This is a genomic window from Geodermatophilus sp. SYSU D00079 (genome assembly GCF_054050635.1).
Genome location: NZ_JBJGZS010000001.1, coordinates 323,415 through 342,243, shown reverse-complemented (window position 1 = coordinate 342,243; position 18,829 = coordinate 323,415). Strand labels below are relative to the sequence as shown.

Below are 18,829 nucleotides of genomic sequence, written 5' to 3'. Positions count from 1 at the left end.
CACTGCTGGTCGGGTCACCCGGGCGCTCTGACGTGGTGGCCCGCGTGCGGGCGCTGTCCGCCGACCGGACCGCGCCGGCACCTCCTCCCGCTGCCGGCGCCCGTCGCTCGTGGCTCCTGGCTGGCGGAGCCGGGGTGGCCGCCGGACTGCTCGTGGGCGGCCTCCCGGGCGTCGCCGTGGCGGTGCTGGTCGCGGGGGTGGCCGAGAGGCTCCTGCGCCGGGCCGAGGGCCGGGCCGCGCGGGCGGGCCCGGCCCTCGCCGGCGATCTGCCGATCGCCTGCGACCTGCTCGCCGTCTGCCTGGCCGCCGGGCTCCCCCTGGCCGGCGCACTGGCGGCGGTGGCCGCCACCCTGCCCGCGCCCCTGGGGCCCGCACTGCACGAGGTGGCCGCACTGCACCGGCTCGGCGCGTCCCCGCGGCGGGCGTGGGCCGGTGTCCCCGGAGAGCTGGCCGGCCTGGGCCGGGTGCTGGTCCGGGCGGGGGAGTCGGGCTCGGCGGTGGTCCCCGCGCTGCAGACACTGGCCGCCGACACCCGCGCGGAGGCGCGCAGCCGCGCCGACGCGGCCGTGCGGCGGGCCGGGGTGTGGGTCCTCGCGCCGCTGGGCGCGTGCTTCCTGCCGGCCTTCGTCTGCCTCGGCGTGGCACCCCTCGTCCTCGGCATCGCCGCGGACGTCTTCGGGTGAGCGGTGGTGGCCGTCGTCCACAGGGAGTGCCGCCCTCCACAGATCGCCGCCGTCCCTGGGACCGGCCCGGGCGCGCTGCGAGCGTCGACGCAGCGGTCCGGACGGCGGGCCGCACGAAGGAGGTCCCCGTGAACGACAGCCCGGCAGCACGTCCCGACCCGGTCGACCCGGGTGGGGAGGAGGCGGAACCCACCGCCGAGGAGGTCGCCCCCGGGAGCCGCGGGCTGAGGGGGCGCTGGAGCCGGGTCCGCGCCTCCGGGGACGCCGGTATGAGCACCGCCGAGTACGCGGTCGGCACCGTCGCGGCCTGCGCCTTCGCCGCGGTCCTGTACCGGGTGGTGACCGGCGGCTCGGTCGTCGACGCGCTCGGGGAGCTGGTCTCCTCGGCGCTGGCCACCCTGTCCTGACCGTGTCCGTCCTGGCGGGGTACCGGCGCCGCGCGGTCCGGCTGCGGTCGGCGGAGCGGCGGGAGGCGGGCATGGTGACCGCCGAGACGGCCGTCGTCCTGCCCGTGCTGCTGCTCGTCCTCGCCGGTGCGGTGGCGGCGGTGACGGTCGTGGGGGCACAGCTGCGGTGCGTCGACGCCGCTCGCGAGGGAGCTCGGGCCGCGGCCCGCGGCGAGGACGCCGCGGTGGTCGTCGCCCTCGCCGCCCGCGCTGCTCCGGACGGCGCCCGGGCCACGATCGCCCAGGACGGGCCGGCAGTGGCGGTCACCGTGGCGGCGCAGGTGGCCCCGCTCGGGCCCGTGCCGTTCCGGGTCCGGGTGGCGGCGACGGCCGTCGCCCAGCGCGAGCCCGACGGGAACGTGGGCGCAACGGTGCCGGGCGGCGGCGGGTGAGCGGCGGGGGACGACTGACCGGGCAGCGCGGTTCGGCCACCGTGTGGGTGGTCGCGCTCGCCGGGGTGCTGGCCGCGGTCGGGGTGGCGGCCGTGCTGGTGGGCGCGGCGGTGGTGGGCCGGCACCGCGCGACCGGTGCCGCGGACCTGGCCGCCCTGGCGGCGGCCGAGCAGGCCGTCCGTGGCCGGCCCGATGCCTGCTCGGTGGCCGCCCGGGTGGCGGCGGCCAACACGGCGCGGCTCACCAGCTGCGGGGTGGACGGCGCCGCGGTGGTCGAGGTCGCCGTCAGCGTCCCGGTGCGCCTGGGCCCCCTGGGGGTCCGGCAGGCCACCGCCCGTGCGCGGGCCGGGCCGGTCACGTACGCCCCGACGGCGCCGCCGTGACTGGGCCCTCGGCGCTGCGCCCCCAGCGCCCACGGTCCCAGCGCCCACGGTCCCGTGGCCCCTCAGCGGCCGCGGCCCCTCGGCCCCTGGGGTCGGGGACGTCGCGGTCCCGGTCGATGGCCCGTCAGAAGACCAGGTCGTCCGCTGCGGCCGCCGGGGGCTCGTCCCGCGCGCGCTGGTCGCGCCGCGGCGCCGCGGCGACCGGCTCCCGGGGTGCCGGTTCTGGAGGCGTCGAGGCCGCCGCAGCGGGCGGCGCCGGTGCCTCCTCGTCCTCCGCGTCCTCCACGGCCGCGGGGCTCGCGGGGTCGGCCGGGACCCCGCCGGTCACGGGCTGCTCGTCCCGCGCCTCGGCGGCGGCCAGCTCGTCGAGGACGACGTCGAGCACGCGCACCGCGCCGTCCTTGTCCAGCGGGTCGTTGCCGTTGCCGCACTTGGGCGACTGGACGCAGGAGGGGCACCCGCTCTCGCACTCGCAGCTGGCGACGGTGGCGCGGGTGGCCTGCAGCCAGCGCCGCAGCACGGCGAAGCCGCGTTCGGCGAAGCCCGCACCGCCGGGATGGCCGTCGTAGACGACGATCGTGGCCGCGCCGGTGTCCGGGTGCAGCGCGGTGGAGACGCCGCCGAGGTCCCAGCGGTCACAGGTGGCCAGGAGCGGGAGGATCCCGATGGCGGCGTGCTCGGCGGCGTGCAACGACCCGGGCAGGCCGACGTCGTCCACCTCGGCCCGCGCGACGGCCCGGTCGTCGAGGGTGAGCCAGACGGCCCGGGTGCGCAGCTGGCGGGCGGGCAGGTCGAGCGGGAACTCCGCCAGCACCTCACCGGTCCCCAGCCGGCGGCGCTGGTAGGCGACCACCTGGTTGGTCACGTCGACCACCCCGGTGTGCGCGGTGACCGTGCGCAGCCGACGCGAGCGGTCGGTGGAGACGATCGACAGGTCTGTGACGTCCCGGGCGACGGTCGTCCACTCCGGGCTCTCCGCGTGCACGACGGCGATGGCTTCGTCGACGCTGAACTCGTCGACGACGTAGGTCTCCCCGCGGTGGACGTACAGGGCGCCGGCGTGCACCGTCGCGTGTGCCGCGTCCCCGTCGACGGTGCCCAGCAGCCGGCCGGTCGCCCCCTCGATGATCGTGACCGGCTCGAGGCCGCTGCCCCGGATGTCGACGTCGGGCCGGCCACGGCCGGCCCAGTACCAGCCGGTGGGACGGCGTCGGAGCAGGCCCTCGGCGACCAGCTCCTCGACCCGCGCCTCCGCGGCGGGCCCGCCGAAGTCCGCGAGGTCGGCGGGGACCAGCGGCAGCTCCGCGGCCGCGCAGCACAGCTGGGGTCCGAGCACGTACGGGTTGGTCGGGTCGGTGACCGTCGCCTCCACGGGCCTGCCGAACACCGCGCGCGGGTGGTGGGCCAGGTAGTGGTCGAGCGGGTCGTCGCGGGCGACGAAGACCACCAGCGACTCACGCTGCGCCCGCCCCGCCCGGCCGGCCTGCTGCCACAGCGAGGCGAGGGTGCCCGGGTACCCGGCCAGGACGACCGCGTCGAGCCCGGCGATGTCGATGCCCAGCTCCAGGGCGTTGGTCGTCGCCACGCCCAGCAGCTCCCCGCTGGACAGCGCCCGCTCCAGCTCCCGCCGCTCCTCCGGCAGGTAGCCGCCCCGGTAGGAGTCCACGCGGCGCGCGAGGTCCCCGCGGCCGCGGTCCCGGAGGATGTGGCGGGCCTGGTCGGCGACCGACTCCGCGCTGCGGCGGGACCGCACGAACGTCAGGGTGCGGGCGTTCCGCTCCACCAGGTCGGCCAGCAGGGTGGCGGCGTCGGCGGCCGCCGACCGGCGCAGCGGGGCACCGTGCTCGCCGGTGCGCTCGGTGAGCGGGGGCTCCCACAGGGCGAAGGTGGCGCCCGGCCGGGGTGAGCCGTCCTCGGTCACGGCAGCCACCGGGGCGCCGACCAGCCGGCTCGCGGCCGCGGCCGGCTCGGCCACGGTCGCCGAGGCGAGCAGGAACACCGGCTCGGCGCCGTAGCGCCGGCAGATCCGGCGCAGGCGGCGCAGGACGTGCCCGACGTGGGAGCCGAAGACGCCGCGGTAGGAGTGGCACTCGTCGACCACCACGTAGGCCAGCCGGCGCAGGGTGCTCGACCACCTCTGGTGGGCCGGCAGCACCCCGCGGTGGAGCATGTCCGGGTTGGTGACGATCCAGCGCGAGTGCCGCCGGACCCACTCCCGTTCCTCCATGGGGGTGTCCCCGTCGTAGGCGGCCGGGCGCACGGAGGGGTCGGCGAGCGCCGCCACGGAGGAGAGCTGGTCGCGGGCCAGTGCCTTGGTGGGTGCCAGGTACAGGACGCAGGCGCGCGGGTCCTCGGCCAGCCGGGTCAGCGCCGGCAGTTGGTAGGCCAGGGACTTGCCCGAGGCCGTGCCGGTGGCCACGACCACGTGCCGGCCGTCGTGCGCCAGCTGCGCCGCCTCTTCCTGGTGCCGGTAGGGAGCCCGGACGCCCTGTGCCTCCAGCCGCTCCCTGAGCTGCGCGCCCACCCACTCCGGCCACGGCTGCGTGGAGCTCCGGCGCACCGGCACACGGTGGACGTGGGTGACCGGTTGCTCCTCCTCCGGCGTCCCGGCGAGGAGCGCGGCCAGCAGGTCTGCGCCGGGGAGCGCTCCGCCCTCGGGACCGGGGTCCGTGCCGGGAGGGGGAGCCGACCGGACCGGGTGGAGCTCGGTCACCCCTCCACTGTCACACCTGGGGGCAACCCCGTCCCCCTCCGCGGCAGCGGGCCGTCGAGTTCCTGATACGGCATGTGATCTCCCTTACACTCACGCGGCGCCCAGGACGTGCGGAGCCCCGCCCGGACTGGACAGGACCTCCGCCGACCGGAGCGCAGGTGGCCCCGGGGGCAGCCGACCGCTTGGAGGAAACACATGCCGGACAGCGCACTCTCCGGGGGGGACGTCGTCCTCGTGACGATCGTCCTCGCCATCTCGATCGCCGCCCTCGCCTTCGCCGCCTACCTCGTCCGCGCCGTCATGGCGGCCGACCAGGGCACGGCGACGATGCGCGACATCGCGAAGGCGGTGCAGGAGGGTGCCGCGGCGTACCTGCGCAGACAGTTCCGCACCCTCGCCGTCTTCGCCGTCATCGTCTTCCTGGTCCTGCTCGTCCTGCCCGTCCACGAGGGCGGCTGGGGCACCCGGCTCGGCCGGGCCCTGTTCTTCCTCGTCGGCGCGCTCTTCTCCGCGATGGTCGGGTTCATCGGCATGACCCTGGCCACCCGCGGCAACGTCCGGGTCGCCGCGGCGGCGCGCACCGGCGGCTACCGGCCGGCCTTCCGCATCGCGTACCGGACCGGCGGCGTCTGCGGGATGATCACCGTCGGCCTCGGGCTCTTCGGCGCGGCCCTCGCACTGCTGCTCTTCGACGAGACCGCCCCCGTGGTCCTCGAGGGCTTCGGCTTCGGCGGCGCGCTGCTGGCGATGTTCATGCGCGTCGGGGGCGGCATCTTCACCAAGGCCGCCGACGTCGGCGCCGACCTCGTCGGCAAGGTCGAGGCCGGCATCCCCGAGGACGACCCCCGCAACGCCGCCACCATCGCCGACAACGTGGGCGACAACGTCGGCGACTGCGCGGGCATGGCCGCCGACCTCTTCGAGTCCTACGCGGTCACGCTGGTCGCGGCGCTGATCCTCGGTCAGGTCTTCTTCGGCGCCGTCGGCATGGTCTTCCCGCTGACCGTCGCCGCCATCGGGGTGGTCGCCTCCGTCGTCGGCATCCTCGCCAGCAACCCGGGCAAGAGCGACGCGAACGGCCTCGCCCCGATCAACCGCGGCTTCTTCACCTCCGCGGTCGTCTCGCTCGTGCTGGTCGCCGCCGCCTCGTTCACCGTGTTGCCCAGCGTCGCCGACGTGCCCGACAGCGTGATCAGCCCGCAGGTCCTGGGCTTCGTGTCGGTGCTCGTGGGCATCGTGCTCGCCGCCGCCATCCAGCTGCTGACCGGCTACTTCACCGAGACCAGTCGCAAGCCGGTGAAGGACGTCGGGCGCAGCTCGCTGACCGGCCCGGCGACGGTGATCCTCTCCGGCATCTCCCTCGGCCTGGAGTCGGCCGTCTACGCCGCGCTGCTGATCGGCGGCGCGGTCTACGGCGCGTTCCTCATCGGTGGCGGCGCCGCCCTCTACGCCGTCGCGCTGGCCGGCTGCGGCCTGCTGACCACCGCCGGCGTCATCGTGTCGATGGACACCTTCGGCCCGGTCAGCGACAACGCGCAGGGCATCGCCGAGATGTCGGGTGACATCGACGAGGACGGCGCCCGGGTGCTGACCGACCTCGACGCGGTCGGGAACACCACCAAGGCCATCACCAAGGGCATCGCGATCGCCACGGCGGTGCTCGCCGCCACGGCGCTGTTCGGCTCCTACAACGCGCAGATCGGCGTGGCGCTGGAGGAGGCCGGCGACACCCTCGGCGACGCCTTCAGCCTGGTGAACCCGAACAACGTGGTGGGCGCGGTGCTCGGCGCCGCCGTGGTGTTCTTCTTCTCCGGTCTGGCGATCAGCGCCGTGTCGCGGGCGGCCGGACGCGTGGTCTTCGAGGTGCGGGAGCAGTTCCGCACCCGGCCCGGGATCATGGACTTCACCGAGCGGCCGGACTACAGCCGCGTCGTCGACATCTGCACCAAGGACAGCCTCCGCGAGCTGGCGACCCCCGGGCTGCTGGCCGTGCTGGCGCCGGTGGCGGTGGGCTTCGGCCTGGGCTTCGGGCCGCTGGCGGCGTACCTGGTGGGCGCGATCGCGGCCGGCACCCTCATGGCGGTGTTCCTCGCCAACTCCGGCGGCGCCTGGGACAACGCGAAGAAGATGGTGGAGGACGGCGCCTACGGCGGGAAGGGCAGCGAGGCCCACGCCGCGACGGTCATCGGCGACACGGTCGGCGACCCGTTCAAGGACACCGCCGGGCCGGCCATCAACCCGCTGATCAAGGTCATGAACCTGGTGGCGCTGCTCATCGCGCCGGCCGTGGTCGGCATGTCGGTGGGGGAGGACCAGAACACGACGCTCCGGGTGGCCATCGCCCTCGTCGCGACCGCCATCATCATCGGCGCGGTCGTGGTGTCCAAGCGCCGGTCGGTCGTCGTCGGCGGGGCGGCCACCACCCCCGCCGGCTCGCTCACCGTCTCCGCTCCCTGACCGCACGCCGGGATCCTCCGGCCCGGCTCGCGCCGGCCGGAGGGTCCCGGGGCGGTCTGTGGACACCGGCGGGTGCTGTGGACGGGGCGCCGCGGTCGGCCGGACGCCGGCCCTAGCGTCCGGTCGCGCCGATCCCACCGCGGGACGGCCCGACCGCCCGGAGGCCCCGTGTCCGTGACCATCGCCGCCCAGTTCGACGCCATCGACGCCCTGGCCGCAGAGCTGGGCGTGCTCGCTGCCGAGCTGGGTGAGGACGCGCGGCTGTGCCGCTCGACCGCCGTGTCCCTGGGCGCCGCGGTCCCCGGGGACGCCGGCGAGCAGGCGGGCACCGCCGGCTCTGGGTGGAGTGCACTGCTGGACCTGGTCGCCCAGCAGACCGGCGTCCTCGCCGAGACGCTGCACGCGGCGGTCGACTCCTACCGCCGGACCGACGCCGTCCTCGCCGACCGGCTGCTGGCCCGCCGCCAGGACACGGCCACCCGGTGAGCGCCGGTGCCCTGACCGAGGTCGCCGCCTGGGACGTGCCGTTGCTCCGGGGCGCCGTGCTCACCCTCACCGCGGTGGCCGAGCGGCTGCCTCCCTGGCGGGCCCGCATGGAGGCCGTCGGGCGGTCGCTCGCCGACACCGGGTGCTGGTACGGGCCCGCGGCGCACTCGGCCGGTGCCGCCCTCATCGAGGTCTCGACCGTCGCCACCGCGACGGCCGCGGCGCTCACCGAGTCGCTCGGGCACGCCGAGCGGCTGCTCGTCCACGCCGCGACCGCGCAGCAGCTGGCCGAGGAGGCGCTGGCCATGGCCTCGGCCGTCCCGGTGACCCTGGACGGCACCGGGAGGATGGTCGGGCCGGTGCCGGTGGATCCCCTCACCGCCGGTGACACCGGGCGGACGGCGGCGGCGCTGAGGGCCGAGGCCCTCGGGATCGACGCCGTGGAGGCGGCGCGTCGGGCGGACCTCGCCGCAGCCGAGGCGGTCGCGGCACTCAGCCGGCTGGGGATCGGTGGCTCCCTCGCGCCCGTGTCCCTCGACGACCTGTCGGCGCTGGTCGCCGCCGGCACGTCGCCCGCGCCGGTCCTGCCGCCTCCGCGCGCCGCCGGGCCCGGAGCGGTCGCCGACTGGTGGACGGCCCTGTCCGTGGCCGCGCGGACCAGCGTGGTCCACGGCCACCCGGAACGGATCGGGAACGGCGAGGGCCTCCCCGCCTGGGCCCGCGACCGCGCCAACCGGCTGGTGCTCGGCCGGGTGCTGGGTGACCCGTCGGCGCGCGGCCACGACGTGGCCGCGGCGGTCGCCGCGGAGATCGCCGACCGGGAGGCGGCCGGCGAGACGGTGCAGCTCCTGCAGTTCCTCCCGGCGCAGGAGCTGGTGGCCCTCGCCTCGGGCGACGTGGACACCGCCGACTCCGTCCTCGTCACCATCCCCGGGATGCGCAACAGCGTGGAGGACGACCTCGACGAGTTGGCCGACGGTGCCGACGCGCTCGCCGGCGCCGCCCACGCGGTCGCGCCAGGGCTCGCCGTGGCGACGGTGGCCTGGTTCGGCTACCGGCCACCGGTGGCCACCGGCGCCCTGGGCCGCGCGGCGAGCCGGGAGGGCGGGCACTCGCTCGACCGGTTCCTCGACGGCGTCGCGGCATCGCGGGTCGCCGACCCCGCGCGGGTGGTCGTCAGCGCGCACAGCTACGGGACGACGGTGGTGGACGCCGCGGCCGAGGAGCCGGGGCGGCTGGCCGCGGACGCGGTCGTCCTGAACGGGAGCCCCGGCATGGACAACGACGCCTCGGGCCTGGAGGCCGACGAGGTCTACGAGGCGTCGTCACCCGCCGACCCGATCACCTGGACCGACTGGCACGGCTCGCACCCGACCTGGTCGGACTCCTTCGGAGCCGTCGAGCTGCCCACGGGCCCGGTGATGATGCACACCGAGTACTACGACGAGTACTTCCCGACCCGCGCCGCGATCGGCGAGGTGCTCGTGGCGGCGCAGGAGCCGGGGTGAGCCGCTGGGCGGCGGGAACACGGGGCGACCGTCGTCCATTGGAGCGGGTGACGGCGCGCCCACGGTGGGTCGCCCCGCACCCTCTCGTCGGGGTCGTGGCCTACCGTGGCGTCGCCGAGGGCGTACGCGCAGCAACCGCGTCGTCCGGCGCCGGATGGACGGCGCCTGCACCGAGCAGCACCGACAGGAGCACCGTGGCCCCCACGAAGACCGCGAACAACGGCACCGAGACCGCCGGCCGGACCGCCGGCGGCACCAGCACCCCTGCCCGCCGCCGCACCGCGGCCGCCGGCGGTGGGCGGCCGTTGGTCATCGTGGAGTCCCCGACCAAGGCCGGGAAGATCGCCGGCTACCTGGGCAGCGGCTACGTCGTCGAGGCGAGCGTCGGGCACATCCGTGACCTGCCCCGCAACGCCGCCGACGTGCCGGCCGAGCACAAGGGCGCCTCGTGGGCCCGGCTCGGGGTGGACGTCGACAACGGGTTCGAGCCGCTCTACGTGGTCAGCCCCGACCGCAAGCAGCAGGTCGGCCGGCTCAAGCAGCTGGTCAAGGACGCCAGCGAGGTCTACCTCGCCACCGATGAGGACCGCGAGGGCGAGGCCATCGCCTGGCACCTGGTCGACACCCTCAAGCCCCGCGTGCCGGTGCGCCGGATGGTGTTCCACGAGATCACCCCCGAGGCGATCGCCCGCGCCGTGGCCAACCCGCGCGAGCTCGACACCGCGCTGGTCGACGCGCAGGAGACCCGTCGCATCCTCGACCGGCTCTACGGCTACGAGGTCAGCCCCGTGCTGTGGAAGAAGGTCCTGCCGAAGCTCTCGGCCGGCCGGGTGCAGTCGGTGGCGACCCGCATCGTGGTCGAGCGCGAGCGCGAGCGGATGGCCTTCCACGCCGCCGACTACTGGTCCCTCGAGGGCACCTTCGCGGTCACCGGTCAGCGGGCCGGCGCGGACGAGGGTGAGCCGACGACCCTGCGGGCGAAGCTGGTCAGCGTCGACGACAGCCGCGTGGCCACCGGCCGCGACTTCGACCCCGCGACCGGCCGGGTGACCGGCGACGTCGTGCACCTCGACGAGGCCGGCGCCCGCGGGCTGGCCGCCCGCCTGGAGGGCCGCCAGGTCACCGTCAGCCGGGTCGACGAGAAGCCCTACCGGCGCCGTCCCTACGCCCCCTTCACCACCTCCACCCTGCAGATGGAGGCCGGGCGCAAGCTCGGCTGGTCCTCCGCGCAGGTCATGCGGGTGGCCCAGCGGCTGTACGAGAACGGCCACATCACCTACATGCGGACCGACTCGACCAACCTCTCCAACGAGGCGATCAACGCCGCCCGGACCCAGGCGCGGCAGCTCTACGGCGACGCGTTCGTCCCCGCGGAGGCGCGCCGCTACGCGAAGAAGGCCAAGGGCGCCCAGGAGGCCCACGAGGCGATCCGCCCCGCCGGCGACAACTTCCGCACCCCCGGGCAGCTCGCCGGCCAGCTGGCCCGCGACGAGTTCCGCCTCTACGAGCTCATCTGGCAGCGCACGATCGCCTCGCAGATGGCCGACGCCGTCGGGCAGACCGTGAGCATCCGGCTGGCCGGGCGCAGCAGCACCGACGAGGCCGTCGAGTTCACCGCCAGCGGCCGCACCATCACCTTCCCCGGGTTCCTCCGCGCCTACGTCGAGTCGCGCGACGAGGGCCACGCGGGCGACGACGACCAGGGCAGCGACGACGCCGAGCGCCGGCTGCCCCGGCTGGAGCGCGGTCAGCAGCTCGACACCCAGGCGCTGGAGGCCAAGGGCCACACGACGACGCCGCCGTCCCGCTACACCGAGCCCAGCCTCACCGCCCGGCTGGAGGAGCTCGGCATCGGCCGGCCGTCGACCTACGTCTCGATCCTGCAGACCATCCAGGACCGCGGGTACGTCTGGAAGAAGGGCGCCGCGCTGGTCCCCACCTTCGTGGCCTTCGCGGTGGTGAACCTGCTCGAGCAGCACTTCGCCCAGCTGGTCGACTACGACTTCACCGCCAGCCTGGAGGAGGAGCTCGACGAGATCGCCGCCGGCGACCTGCGCCGCGTGGACTGGCTCACCGAGTTCTACTTCGGCGGGGAGGGTCGGCACGCCGGGGCGATCGCGCAGGCCGGCGGCCTCAAGCAGGTCATCGGCCAGCGGCTGGAGGAGATCGACGCCCGCGGCATCAACTCGATCCCGCTGCGGGCCACCGGCCCCGGCGGCGAGCCGGTCGTGGTCCGGGTCGGCCGCTACGGCCCCTACCTGCAGGTCGGCGGGGAGGAGGGCCCGCGGGTCAGCCTCCCGGAGGACCTCGCGCCCGACGAGCTCACCCAGGCCAAGGTCGAGGAGTTGCTCGCCGCGCCCTCCGGCGACCGGGAGCTGGGCACCGACCCCGAATCGGGCCTGCCGGTCGTGGTGAAGGCCGGCCGGTACGGCCCCTATGTCACCACGGTCGTCCCCGAGGGCAGCAAGGACGCCCCCCGGACGGCGAGCCTGTTGTCGTCGATGTCCCCGGAGACGGTCACCCTCGACGACGCGCTCAAGCTGCTCACCCTGCCGCGCACGGTCGGTGCCGCGCCCGACGGCGAGGAGATCCAGGCGCTCAACGGCCGCTACGGGCCCTACCTGAAGAAGGGCAGTGACAGCCGGTCGCTGGAGAACGAGGAACGGCTGTTCACCGTCACCCTCGACGAGGCCCTCGCGATCTTCGCCCAGCCCAAGCAGCGCGGACGCCGGGCCGCGGCCGCGCCCCTGAAGGAGCTCGGCCCCGACCCGGTCACCGAGGGCGCGATCACCGTCCGCGAGGGCCGGTTCGGTCCCTACGTCACCGACGGCGAGACCAACGCCAGCCTGCGCAAGGGCGACGACGTCGAGAGCATCACCCTCGAGCGCGCCGCCGAGCTGCTCGCCGACCGGCGGGCGCGGCCGACGACGAAGAAGGCGACCCGGAAGAAGGCGGCGGCCAAGAAGACCACGGCCAAGGCGACCGCGACCAAGCCGACCGCGACCAAGGCGACGGCCGCCAAGGCCACCGCCAAGAAGACGACGGCGAAGAAGGCCGCGACGAAGAAGGCCGCCGCCGGCACCGACGCCGTCCCCGCCGGCTGAGGTCCGCGGTGCCGACCGGGGACCTCGACCCGGCCGTCTGGCAGGAGCGGCGCCGGTCGTTCGGCTCGGTGGCAGCGGGGTACGCGCAGCTGCGGCCGAGCTACCCGGCCGACGCCGTGACCTTCCTCGTGGGGGAGCGGCCCCGGCGCGTCCTCGACCTCGGTGCCGGCACCGGACTGCTCACCGGCGTCCTCCTGGCCCTCGGGCACGAGGTGGTCGCCGTCGACCCCGCCGAGGGGATGCTGGCCGAGCTGCGCACCCGCCACCCCGGCGTGGTGGCCGTCGCCGGCGGTGCCGAGGCCGTCCCCCTCCCGGACGCCGCCGTCGACGCCGTCGTCGCCGGTCAGGCCGCGCACTGGTTCCAGCCGGCCACGGCGGCCGCGGAGATGCGCCGGCTGCTGCGTCCCGGCGGCGTCGTCGGGCTGGTGTGGAACACCCGCGACGAGCAGGTGCCGTGGGTCGGTGCGCTGGGCCGGGTGCTGGTCGCGGAGTCCCGCGACCACGAGGCCGACCAGCGCGTCGTCGACGACTTCGCCCGCGAGCTGGGCGCGCGGGTCGACCGGTTCCGCTCGGCCGTCGTCCAGCGGATCACCCCGGAGCAGGTGGTCGCGGGCATCGCCACCCGCAGCTACGTCGCCACCATGGACCAGGCGCGGCGCGAGGCGTTCCTCGCCGAGGTCCGGGAGGTGCTCGCCACCCACCCCGACACCCGGGGGCGTGAGCTGGTCGAGCTGCCCTACCGGACCGACGCCTACCGGCTCGTCCCCGGCTGATCCGGGGCGACCGCGCCGTCGGCGATGGCCCGCAGCGCGGCGACGTGCGCGCCGAACGCCTCCCGGCCGCGCCGGCTCAGCCGCAGCCAGGTGCGCGGCCGCTTGCCCACGTAGCCCTTGCGCACCTCGACGTAGCCGGCCCTCTCCAGGGCGCTCACCGTCTTCGACAGCAGCGAGTCGCTGACCTGGACGCCGTCCCGGACGAACCCGAACTCCGCCTCCTCGGCCGAGGCCAGGGTCGCCATCACCGAGAAGCGCACCGGTGCGTGGATGAGCTCGTCGAGGAGGTGGCGCGGGTGCTCGGCGCTCACCGCGGCAGCTCGCGCCAGGCGCCCACCAGGCACGGGACCGCGACGAGGACCGCCAGCGGCGCCCAGAGGACCCAGCTGCGGGCCAGGCCCGACTCCAGCCCCACGGCGAGCCCGACGGCGAAGACCACCGCCCAGGCACCCATCGCCAGACCGAACCGGCGGGCGAACCCGTGGCGGGTCGAGCGCCGGCCGGCCAGGAGCGCCAGCACCGCACCGAGCACGGCCAGCACGAAGACCACCGCGGCCGCCAGCACACCGCGGTCGCCGTCGGCGACCGGCTGGGCCAGGAAGAACCCGGCACTCGCGCACCCCAGCGTGGCGAGGAACCCCGACGCGGCGGGGCCGGCCTCGCGCCGGACCCGGGCGTCGGCCGCGTCGGCCTCGGCGAGCAGTGCGGCGGCGGACTGGGGCGTGGGAGCGGTCATCGGCTTCCCTCTCTACCGGCGGGGTGGGCGCGACTCTGGCAACTACTTTCCCAACCGTCAAGTACTTGCCGTCGCGAGCAGCCGGGTCAGCCCGGCCGGGAGCCGACGGCGAACACCCGCCGGAAGGGCAACAGCGTCGTGCCGTCGTCCCGACGCGGGTAGGCGGCCCGCAGCGCGGCGGCGTACTCCGTCTCGAACTCGGCGGCGTCGCCCTCCTCGAGCAGGGCGAGCACCGGTCGCAGCACCGTGCTGCGCACCCAGCCGAGCACCGGGTCCGCCCCGGTCAGGACGTGCAGGTAGGTCGTCTCCCACGCGTCCACGGCCAGCCCGGCGCCGGAGAGGACGTCGTGGTAGCCGGCGGGGTCGAGCACCGCGTCCGGCGCCGGGGCGGCGGCAGCCAGCGAGGCGGCCCAGCGGGGCGAGCGGCACAGGTCGGCCAGCAGGGCGTGCGTCGGGGCCCGCCCGTTGCCCGGCACCTGCAGCGCCAGCCACCCGCCGGGCGCCAGGTGCCCCGCCCACCGGCGCAGCAGGTCCGCGTGCCCGGGCACCCAGTGCAGGACGGCGTTGGTCACGAGGACGTCGACCGGGCCGCCGGGGCGCCAGTCGCGCACGTCGCCCCGGCTGAAGGTCAGGCGCCCCGGGACGGCGTGGGTGCCCGCGGCGGCGAGCATCTCGGGGGAGGAGTCCACCCCCGTCACCCGCGCGCCGGGCCACCGCGCGGCCAGGGAGGCGGTCAGCGCGCCCTCGCCGCAGCCCAGGTCGACGACGACCCGCGGGTCCCGGGCGCCGATGCGGCCCACCAGGTCGGCGAACGGCCGTGCCCGCTCGTCGGCGAAGCGGAGGTAGCCGGCCGGGTCCCACGCGCCGGTGCTCGTCACGGTCGGGACCCTAGGTCGCGGCGGCGCGGAACGGTCGGTGCCGGCCGGTACCGTGGCGCCCGGTCCACCCGCCCCACCCACGCCCGGGAGCCCGCGATCCCCGTGTCCGACGACGGCCCGCTCGTCCTGCCCGTCGCGGCCGACGGCGCCGCGGCGCCCGGCCTGTTCGTCGCCTTCGAGGGCGGCGAGGGGGCGGGCAAGTCCACCCAGGTCCGGCTGCTGTGCGAGTGGCTGACGGCCGGGGGGCGGCGGGCGCGGGCCACGTTCGAGCCGGGCGGGACGCCGGCCGGCGCCGCGATCCGGGCGATCGTCCTCGACCGTGCCCACACCGGTCTCTCGCCCCGCGCGGAGGCGCTGCTGTACGCCGCCGACCGGGCCCAGCACGCCGCCGCCGTCCTCCACCCGGCGCTCGAGGCCGGCGAGGTCGTCGTCACCGACCGGTTCGTCGACAGCTCGCTGGCCTACCAGGGCGCCGGGCGCACCATCCCGCTCGACGACGTCGCGGCCATCTCGCGCTGGGCGACCGGCGGCCTGCGTCCCCACCTCACGGTGCTGCTGGACCTGCCGCCGGAGGTGGGGCTGGCCCGGGCCCGCGGGCGTGCGGTGGCCGACCGGCTGGAGTCGGAGTCGCTGGACTTCCACGAGCGGGTCCGGGCGACGTTCCTGGCCCTCGCCGCGGCCGCCCCGGGTCGCTACCTCGTCCTCGACGCCACCCGCGGCGTGGACGAGCTCGCCGCCGACGTCCGGGCCCGGGTGGGCGCGCTGCTGGGGGAGGGCGCGTGACCGTCTGGGACGAGGTGGTCGGCCAGCCCGCGGCCGTCGCGGAGCTGCGCGGCGCGGTCGCCGAACCCGCGGCGATGACCCACGCCTGGCTGTTCACCGGCCCGCCCGGCTCCGGGCGGTCGGTGGCCGCCCGCGCGTTCGCCGCCGCGCTGCAGTGCCGGGACGGCGGCGACGGCACCTGCCACGACTGCCGCACGGTGCTCGCCGGCACCCACGCCGACGTGAACCTGATCGTGCCCGACGGGCTGTCGATCGGCGTCACGGAGGCCCGCGAGCTGGTGCGGGTGGCCGGCCGGGCCCCGTCGCAGGGCCGCTGGCAGGTGATCATCGTCGAGGACGCCGACCGGATGAGCGAGGCCGCGGCCAACGCGGTGCTGAAGATGATCGAGGAGCCGCCGCCGCGGACCGTGGTGGTGCTCTGCGCCCCGAGCCTGCACCCCGACGACGTGCCGGTGACCATCCGCTCGCGCTGCCGCGTGGTCAGCCTGCGCACGCCGTCGGTCGACGCCATCGCCGACGTGCTGGTCCGTCGCGACGGTGTGGACCCCGCGCTCGCCGCGTGGTCGGCGGCCGCGGCGGGAGGGCACGTCGGGCGGGCCCGGCGGCTGGCCCGGGACGAGGACGCGCGGCTGGCCCGCAAGGCCGTGCTCGACATCCCGCTGTCGCTGGTCTCCCTCGCCGCCTGCCTCAACGCCGCCGACGACCTCGTCGGGGCGGCGCAGGAGGAGACCGACGCGGCGACCGAGGCCCTCAACGGTGCGGAGACCGAGGCCCTCAAGGCCAGCCTGGGCGTGGGCGCCCGCGGGCCCGGCGTGGTCGCGGCCAGCCGGGGCAGTGCCGGCCAGCTCAAGGAGCTGGAGAAGCGGCAGAAGTCCCGGGCCACCCGGATCGGCCGGGACTCCCTCGACCGGGCCCTGGTCGACCTGGCCGGGCTCTACCGCGACGCCCTGGTCCTCGACGCCGCGACGGCCGAGCCGCTGCCCCTGAACCACCCCGACCGCCGGGCCGACGCCGAGGAGCTGGCGCGGCGGATCGGCGCGGAGGGCGCGGTGCGCCGCATCGACGCCGTCCTGGCCTGCCGGGTGGCGCTGGAGCAGAACGTGAAGCCGCAGATCGCGGTGGAGGCGCTCACCGTGGCGCTGCGGCTGCCCGGCTGACACACCGGCCCCTGCGCGGCGGCAGCGTGACCGTCACGTAAGCTGTTCGCCGCACGCCCGCCGCCTTAGCTCAGTCGGTAGAGCATCTCACTCGTAATGAGAAGGTCGTCGGTTCGATTCCGACAGGCGGCTCGCACGTGACCAGCGCCGTCGCCCCTCGGGGCGGCGGCGCTGCGTCGTTCCGGGACACGGCCCGGGAACGCCGACGGCGGTGCACCCGCTGGGGGGTGCACCGCCGTCGGCGTCCGTCGTGCGCTCGGCGGCCGCTCGGAGAGGGGCCAGCGGTAGCGGGTGGGGTCAGTGGTGGCCGTTCTCCTGGGCGCGCTCGAGTGAGGCGTTGATCTCCGCCTCGGCCTCCGCGCGGCCGACCCACTCGGCGCCCTCGACCGACTTGCCGGGCTCGAGGTCCTTGTAGGTCTCGAAGAAGTGCTGGATCTCCAGCCGGTCGAACTCCGACACGTCGTGGATGTCGGTGAGGTGGGCCATGCGCGGGTCGGTGGCCGGCACGCAGAGGACCTTGTCGTCCCCGCCCTTCTCATCGGTCATCCGGAACATGCCGATGGCCCGGCAGGTGATGAGGCACCCGGGGAACGTCGGCTCGTCGAGCAGCACCAGGGCGTCGAGCGGGTCGTCGTCCATGCCGAGGGTGTTCTCGATGTAGCCGTAGTCCGCGGGATAGCGGGTGGAGGTGAAGAGCATCCGGTCCAAGCGGATGCGTCCGGTGGCGTGGTCCAGCTCGTACTTGTTCCGCTGGCCCTTCGGGATCTCGATCGTCACGTCGAACTGCACGGGTCGTAGTGTGGCCCACCGGGCCCCGGGCGACTGCCGGAGGTCGTTCCAGGGGGTGGGCACCATCGCGTCGAGCGGGCCGGCGACCGTCACGCCGAAGTACTCACGGTTGCGCCGCCGGCTCCTCCTCGGACTCGTCGTGGTGCTGCTCGTCGTCGGCGGCGGCGTGTGGTTCCTCGTCGCCCCGCGGTCCGGGGACGGCGGGACGGCGGGCGACCCGGGCGTCGCCGAGGCCCGCCTGCCCGACGTCGAGGCCGCCGCGCCGGTCCTCGCCGCGCTGGCCGCCGAGGCGCCCGCCCCGGCCGCCGACGTCCTGGCCGCCGACCTGGAGCCGCTGCTGGCAGCACCGGCCCTCGGCGCCGGTGTCTCGGCGTCCGTGGTCGACGTCGCGACCGGCGAGGTGCTGCTGGACCGGGACGCCGACACCCCGTCGGTCCCCGCGTCGACGGCGAAGCTGCTCACCGCCGTCGCGGCGCTGACCACCCTGGGCCCGGAGACCACCCTCGAGACGACGGTCGTGGCGGGACGGGCCCCGGGCGAGGTGGTCCTCGTCGGTGGCGGCGACCCGACGCTGTCGACCACCGCGCCGTCGCTCACCTATCCCGGCGCACCGACCGTGGCCGACCTCGCCGCGCAGGTCCGCGCCGCCCTGCCCGCGGGCACGCAGGTGACCCGCGTCGTCGTCGACGCCTCGCTGTTCACCGGTCCGCTCACCGCCCCCGGCTGGGGGCCCGGGGACGCCCCCTCCACCTACGCCGCCCCCGTCACCGCCGTCGCGGTGGACGGCGCCCGCGTGCGCCCCGGGGAGTCCCCGCGCAGCGGGCAGCCGGGCCTCGACGCCGGGGCGGCGCTGGCCGACGCCCTCGGCGTGCCCGACGCCACCGTCGCGCTGGACGTCGCACCGGAGGGGGCCGAGACGCTCGGCACGGTGCGCTCGGCGCCGGTGGCCCGGCTCGTGGAGCAGGCCCTCTCCCAGTCCGACAACCTGCTCGCCGAGACCCTGGCCCGCCACGTCGCCCTCGCCCGCGACCTGCCGGCCACCTTCGAGGGCTCCGCGGACGCGGTGGGCTCGGCCCTGGCCGACGCCGGCCTCGACGTGACCGGGGTGGCCCTCTCCGACGGCAGCGGACTCTCCCAGGACGACCGGGTCCCCGCCGACCTGCTCACCGACCTGCTCACCGGTGTGGCCGACGGCACCGTCCCCGGGGCCACGGCGGTGCTGTCGGGGCTGGCCGTCGCCGGCTACGACGGCACCCTCGCCGACCGCGGCGACGAGGACCCCCGGACCGCTCCGGGCACGGTGCGTGCCAAGACCGGCACGCTGCTCGGTGTGCACGCGCTGGCCGGCACCGTGGTCACCGTCGACGGCCGGCTGCTGACCTTCGCCGTCGTCGCCGACGGCGCGCCGGCCGACGGCCAGGCGGCCGAGGACACCCTGGACGACGTCGCCACCGCGCTGGCCGGCTGCGGCTGCCGCTGAACCGGCGGTCACGCGCTGGAACGGCCACCCTCCAGGGACCCGCGCCGAGCGTGCGAGGCGT

General features: G+C 76.3%; 17 protein-coding genes and 1 tRNA gene. 13 read left to right on the top strand and 5 right to left on the bottom strand.

From position 1 onward, the window contains the following. Positions 1 to 134 precede the first annotated feature (134 nt). The 4 genes from ACI79E_RS01715 to ACI79E_RS01700 all read left to right on the top strand — a co-directional run bounded on the left by ACI79E_RS01715 (position 135) and on the right by ACI79E_RS01700 (position 1,904). Positions 135 to 683, top strand: coding sequence for a type II secretion system F family protein (locus ACI79E_RS01715; protein ID WP_456930814.1), 549 nt, complete (start codon positions 135 to 137; stop codon positions 681 to 683). Between the two features lie 128 nt (positions 684 to 811). Next, entirely contained in the window at positions 812 to 1,090 is a 279-nt protein-coding gene (locus ACI79E_RS01710) for a DUF4244 domain-containing protein (protein ID WP_456930813.1), read from the top strand. Between the two features lie 2 nt (positions 1,091 to 1,092). After that, on the top strand, positions 1,093 to 1,521 hold the full coding sequence (locus tag ACI79E_RS01705; protein WP_456930812.1) for a TadE family type IV pilus minor pilin: 429 nt from the start codon (positions 1,093 to 1,095) through the stop codon (positions 1,519 to 1,521). Beyond that, on the top strand, positions 1,518 to 1,904 hold the full coding sequence (locus ACI79E_RS01700) for an Rv3654c family TadE-like protein (protein WP_456930811.1): 387 nt from the start codon (positions 1,518 to 1,520) through the stop codon (positions 1,902 to 1,904). Before ACI79E_RS01705 ends, ACI79E_RS01700 begins: the two co-directional genes overlap by 4 nt. A 124-nt stretch (positions 1,905 to 2,028) precedes the next feature. Here the strand turns inward: ACI79E_RS01700 and ACI79E_RS01695 are convergent, their stop codons facing one another. Then, on the bottom strand, positions 2,029 to 4,617 hold the full coding sequence (locus ACI79E_RS01695) for a DEAD/DEAH box helicase (protein ID WP_456930810.1): 2,589 nt from the start codon (positions 4,615 to 4,617) through the stop codon (positions 2,029 to 2,031). A 195-nt stretch (positions 4,618 to 4,812) separates the two neighbouring features. On the opposite strand from ACI79E_RS01695, the gene ACI79E_RS01690 reads away from it, so the two are divergent. The 5 genes from ACI79E_RS01690 to ACI79E_RS01670 all read left to right on the top strand — a co-directional run bounded on the left by ACI79E_RS01690 (position 4,813) and on the right by ACI79E_RS01670 (position 12,945). Then, the gene (locus ACI79E_RS01690) at positions 4,813 to 7,074 is read left to right on the top strand and encodes a sodium-translocating pyrophosphatase (protein ID WP_456930809.1); all 2,262 of its coding nucleotides are present in this window, start codon (positions 4,813 to 4,815) and stop codon (positions 7,072 to 7,074) included. A gap of 168 nt (positions 7,075 to 7,242) precedes the next feature. Then, a complete protein-coding gene (locus ACI79E_RS01685; protein WP_456930808.1) occupies positions 7,243 to 7,560 on the top strand; it encodes a hypothetical protein in 318 nt (105 codons plus the stop codon). Beyond that, positions 7,557 to 9,068, top strand: a complete 1,512-nt coding sequence (locus ACI79E_RS01680) for an alpha/beta hydrolase (RefSeq protein WP_456930807.1) — start codon at positions 7,557 to 7,559, stop codon at positions 9,066 to 9,068. Before ACI79E_RS01685 ends, ACI79E_RS01680 begins: the two co-directional genes overlap by 4 nt. A gap of 194 nt (positions 9,069 to 9,262) precedes the next feature. Next, positions 9,263 to 12,172: a type I DNA topoisomerase gene (topA, locus tag ACI79E_RS01675; protein ID WP_456930806.1), complete on the top strand. Its 2,910-nt coding sequence runs from the start codon at positions 9,263 to 9,265 to the stop codon at positions 12,170 to 12,172. Positions 12,173 to 12,180: 8 nt separating this feature from the next. After that, on the top strand, positions 12,181 to 12,945 hold the full coding sequence (locus tag ACI79E_RS01670) for a class I SAM-dependent methyltransferase (protein WP_456930805.1): 765 nt from the start codon (positions 12,181 to 12,183) through the stop codon (positions 12,943 to 12,945). Here ACI79E_RS01670 and ACI79E_RS01665 read toward each other — a convergent pair. The 3 genes from ACI79E_RS01665 to ACI79E_RS01655 all read right to left on the bottom strand — a co-directional run bounded on the left by ACI79E_RS01665 (position 12,924) and on the right by ACI79E_RS01655 (position 14,559). Beyond that, on the bottom strand, positions 12,924 to 13,256 hold the full coding sequence (locus tag ACI79E_RS01665; protein ID WP_456930804.1) for a winged helix-turn-helix domain-containing protein: 333 nt from the start codon (positions 13,254 to 13,256) through the stop codon (positions 12,924 to 12,926). The two genes, ACI79E_RS01670 and ACI79E_RS01665, sit on opposite strands and share 22 nt — an antisense overlap. Beyond that, positions 13,253 to 13,681, bottom strand: a complete 429-nt coding sequence (locus ACI79E_RS01660) for a hypothetical protein (RefSeq protein ID WP_456930803.1) — start codon at positions 13,679 to 13,681, stop codon at positions 13,253 to 13,255. The genes ACI79E_RS01665 and ACI79E_RS01660 overlap by 4 nt, the downstream gene beginning before the upstream one ends. A gap of 86 nt (positions 13,682 to 13,767) precedes the next feature. Continuing rightward, a complete protein-coding gene (locus ACI79E_RS01655) occupies positions 13,768 to 14,559 on the bottom strand; it encodes a trans-aconitate 2-methyltransferase (RefSeq protein ID WP_456930802.1) in 792 nt (263 codons plus the stop codon). A gap of 102 nt (positions 14,560 to 14,661) precedes the next feature. Here ACI79E_RS01655 and tmk point away from each other — a divergent pair, with 102 nt between their 5' ends. From tmk to ACI79E_RS01640, 3 genes are all read left to right on the top strand, one after another. After that, a complete protein-coding gene (gene tmk / locus ACI79E_RS01650; RefSeq protein WP_456930801.1) occupies positions 14,662 to 15,342 on the top strand; it encodes a dTMP kinase in 681 nt (226 codons plus the stop codon). Continuing rightward, positions 15,339 to 16,499, top strand: a complete 1,161-nt coding sequence (locus tag ACI79E_RS01645) for a DNA polymerase III subunit delta' (RefSeq protein ID WP_456930800.1) — start codon at positions 15,339 to 15,341, stop codon at positions 16,497 to 16,499. Before tmk ends, ACI79E_RS01645 begins: the two co-directional genes overlap by 4 nt. Positions 16,500 to 16,558: 59 nt before the next feature. Next, positions 16,559 to 16,631, top strand: a tRNA-Thr gene (locus ACI79E_RS01640). A gap of 165 nt (positions 16,632 to 16,796) precedes the next feature. On the opposite strand, the gene ACI79E_RS01635 is transcribed toward ACI79E_RS01640, so the two are convergent. Next, positions 16,797 to 17,288 (bottom strand): inorganic diphosphatase, encoded by a 492-nt coding sequence (locus ACI79E_RS01635; protein ID WP_456930799.1) that lies wholly within the window; start codon positions 17,286 to 17,288, stop codon positions 16,797 to 16,799. A 55-nt stretch (positions 17,289 to 17,343) separates the two neighbouring features. On the opposite strand from ACI79E_RS01635, the gene dacB reads away from it, so the two are divergent. Next, entirely contained in the window at positions 17,344 to 18,768 is a 1,425-nt protein-coding gene (dacB, locus tag ACI79E_RS01630) for a D-alanyl-D-alanine carboxypeptidase/D-alanyl-D-alanine endopeptidase (RefSeq protein WP_456930798.1), read from the top strand. The last annotated feature ends 61 nt before the right edge of the window (positions 18,769 to 18,829 follow it).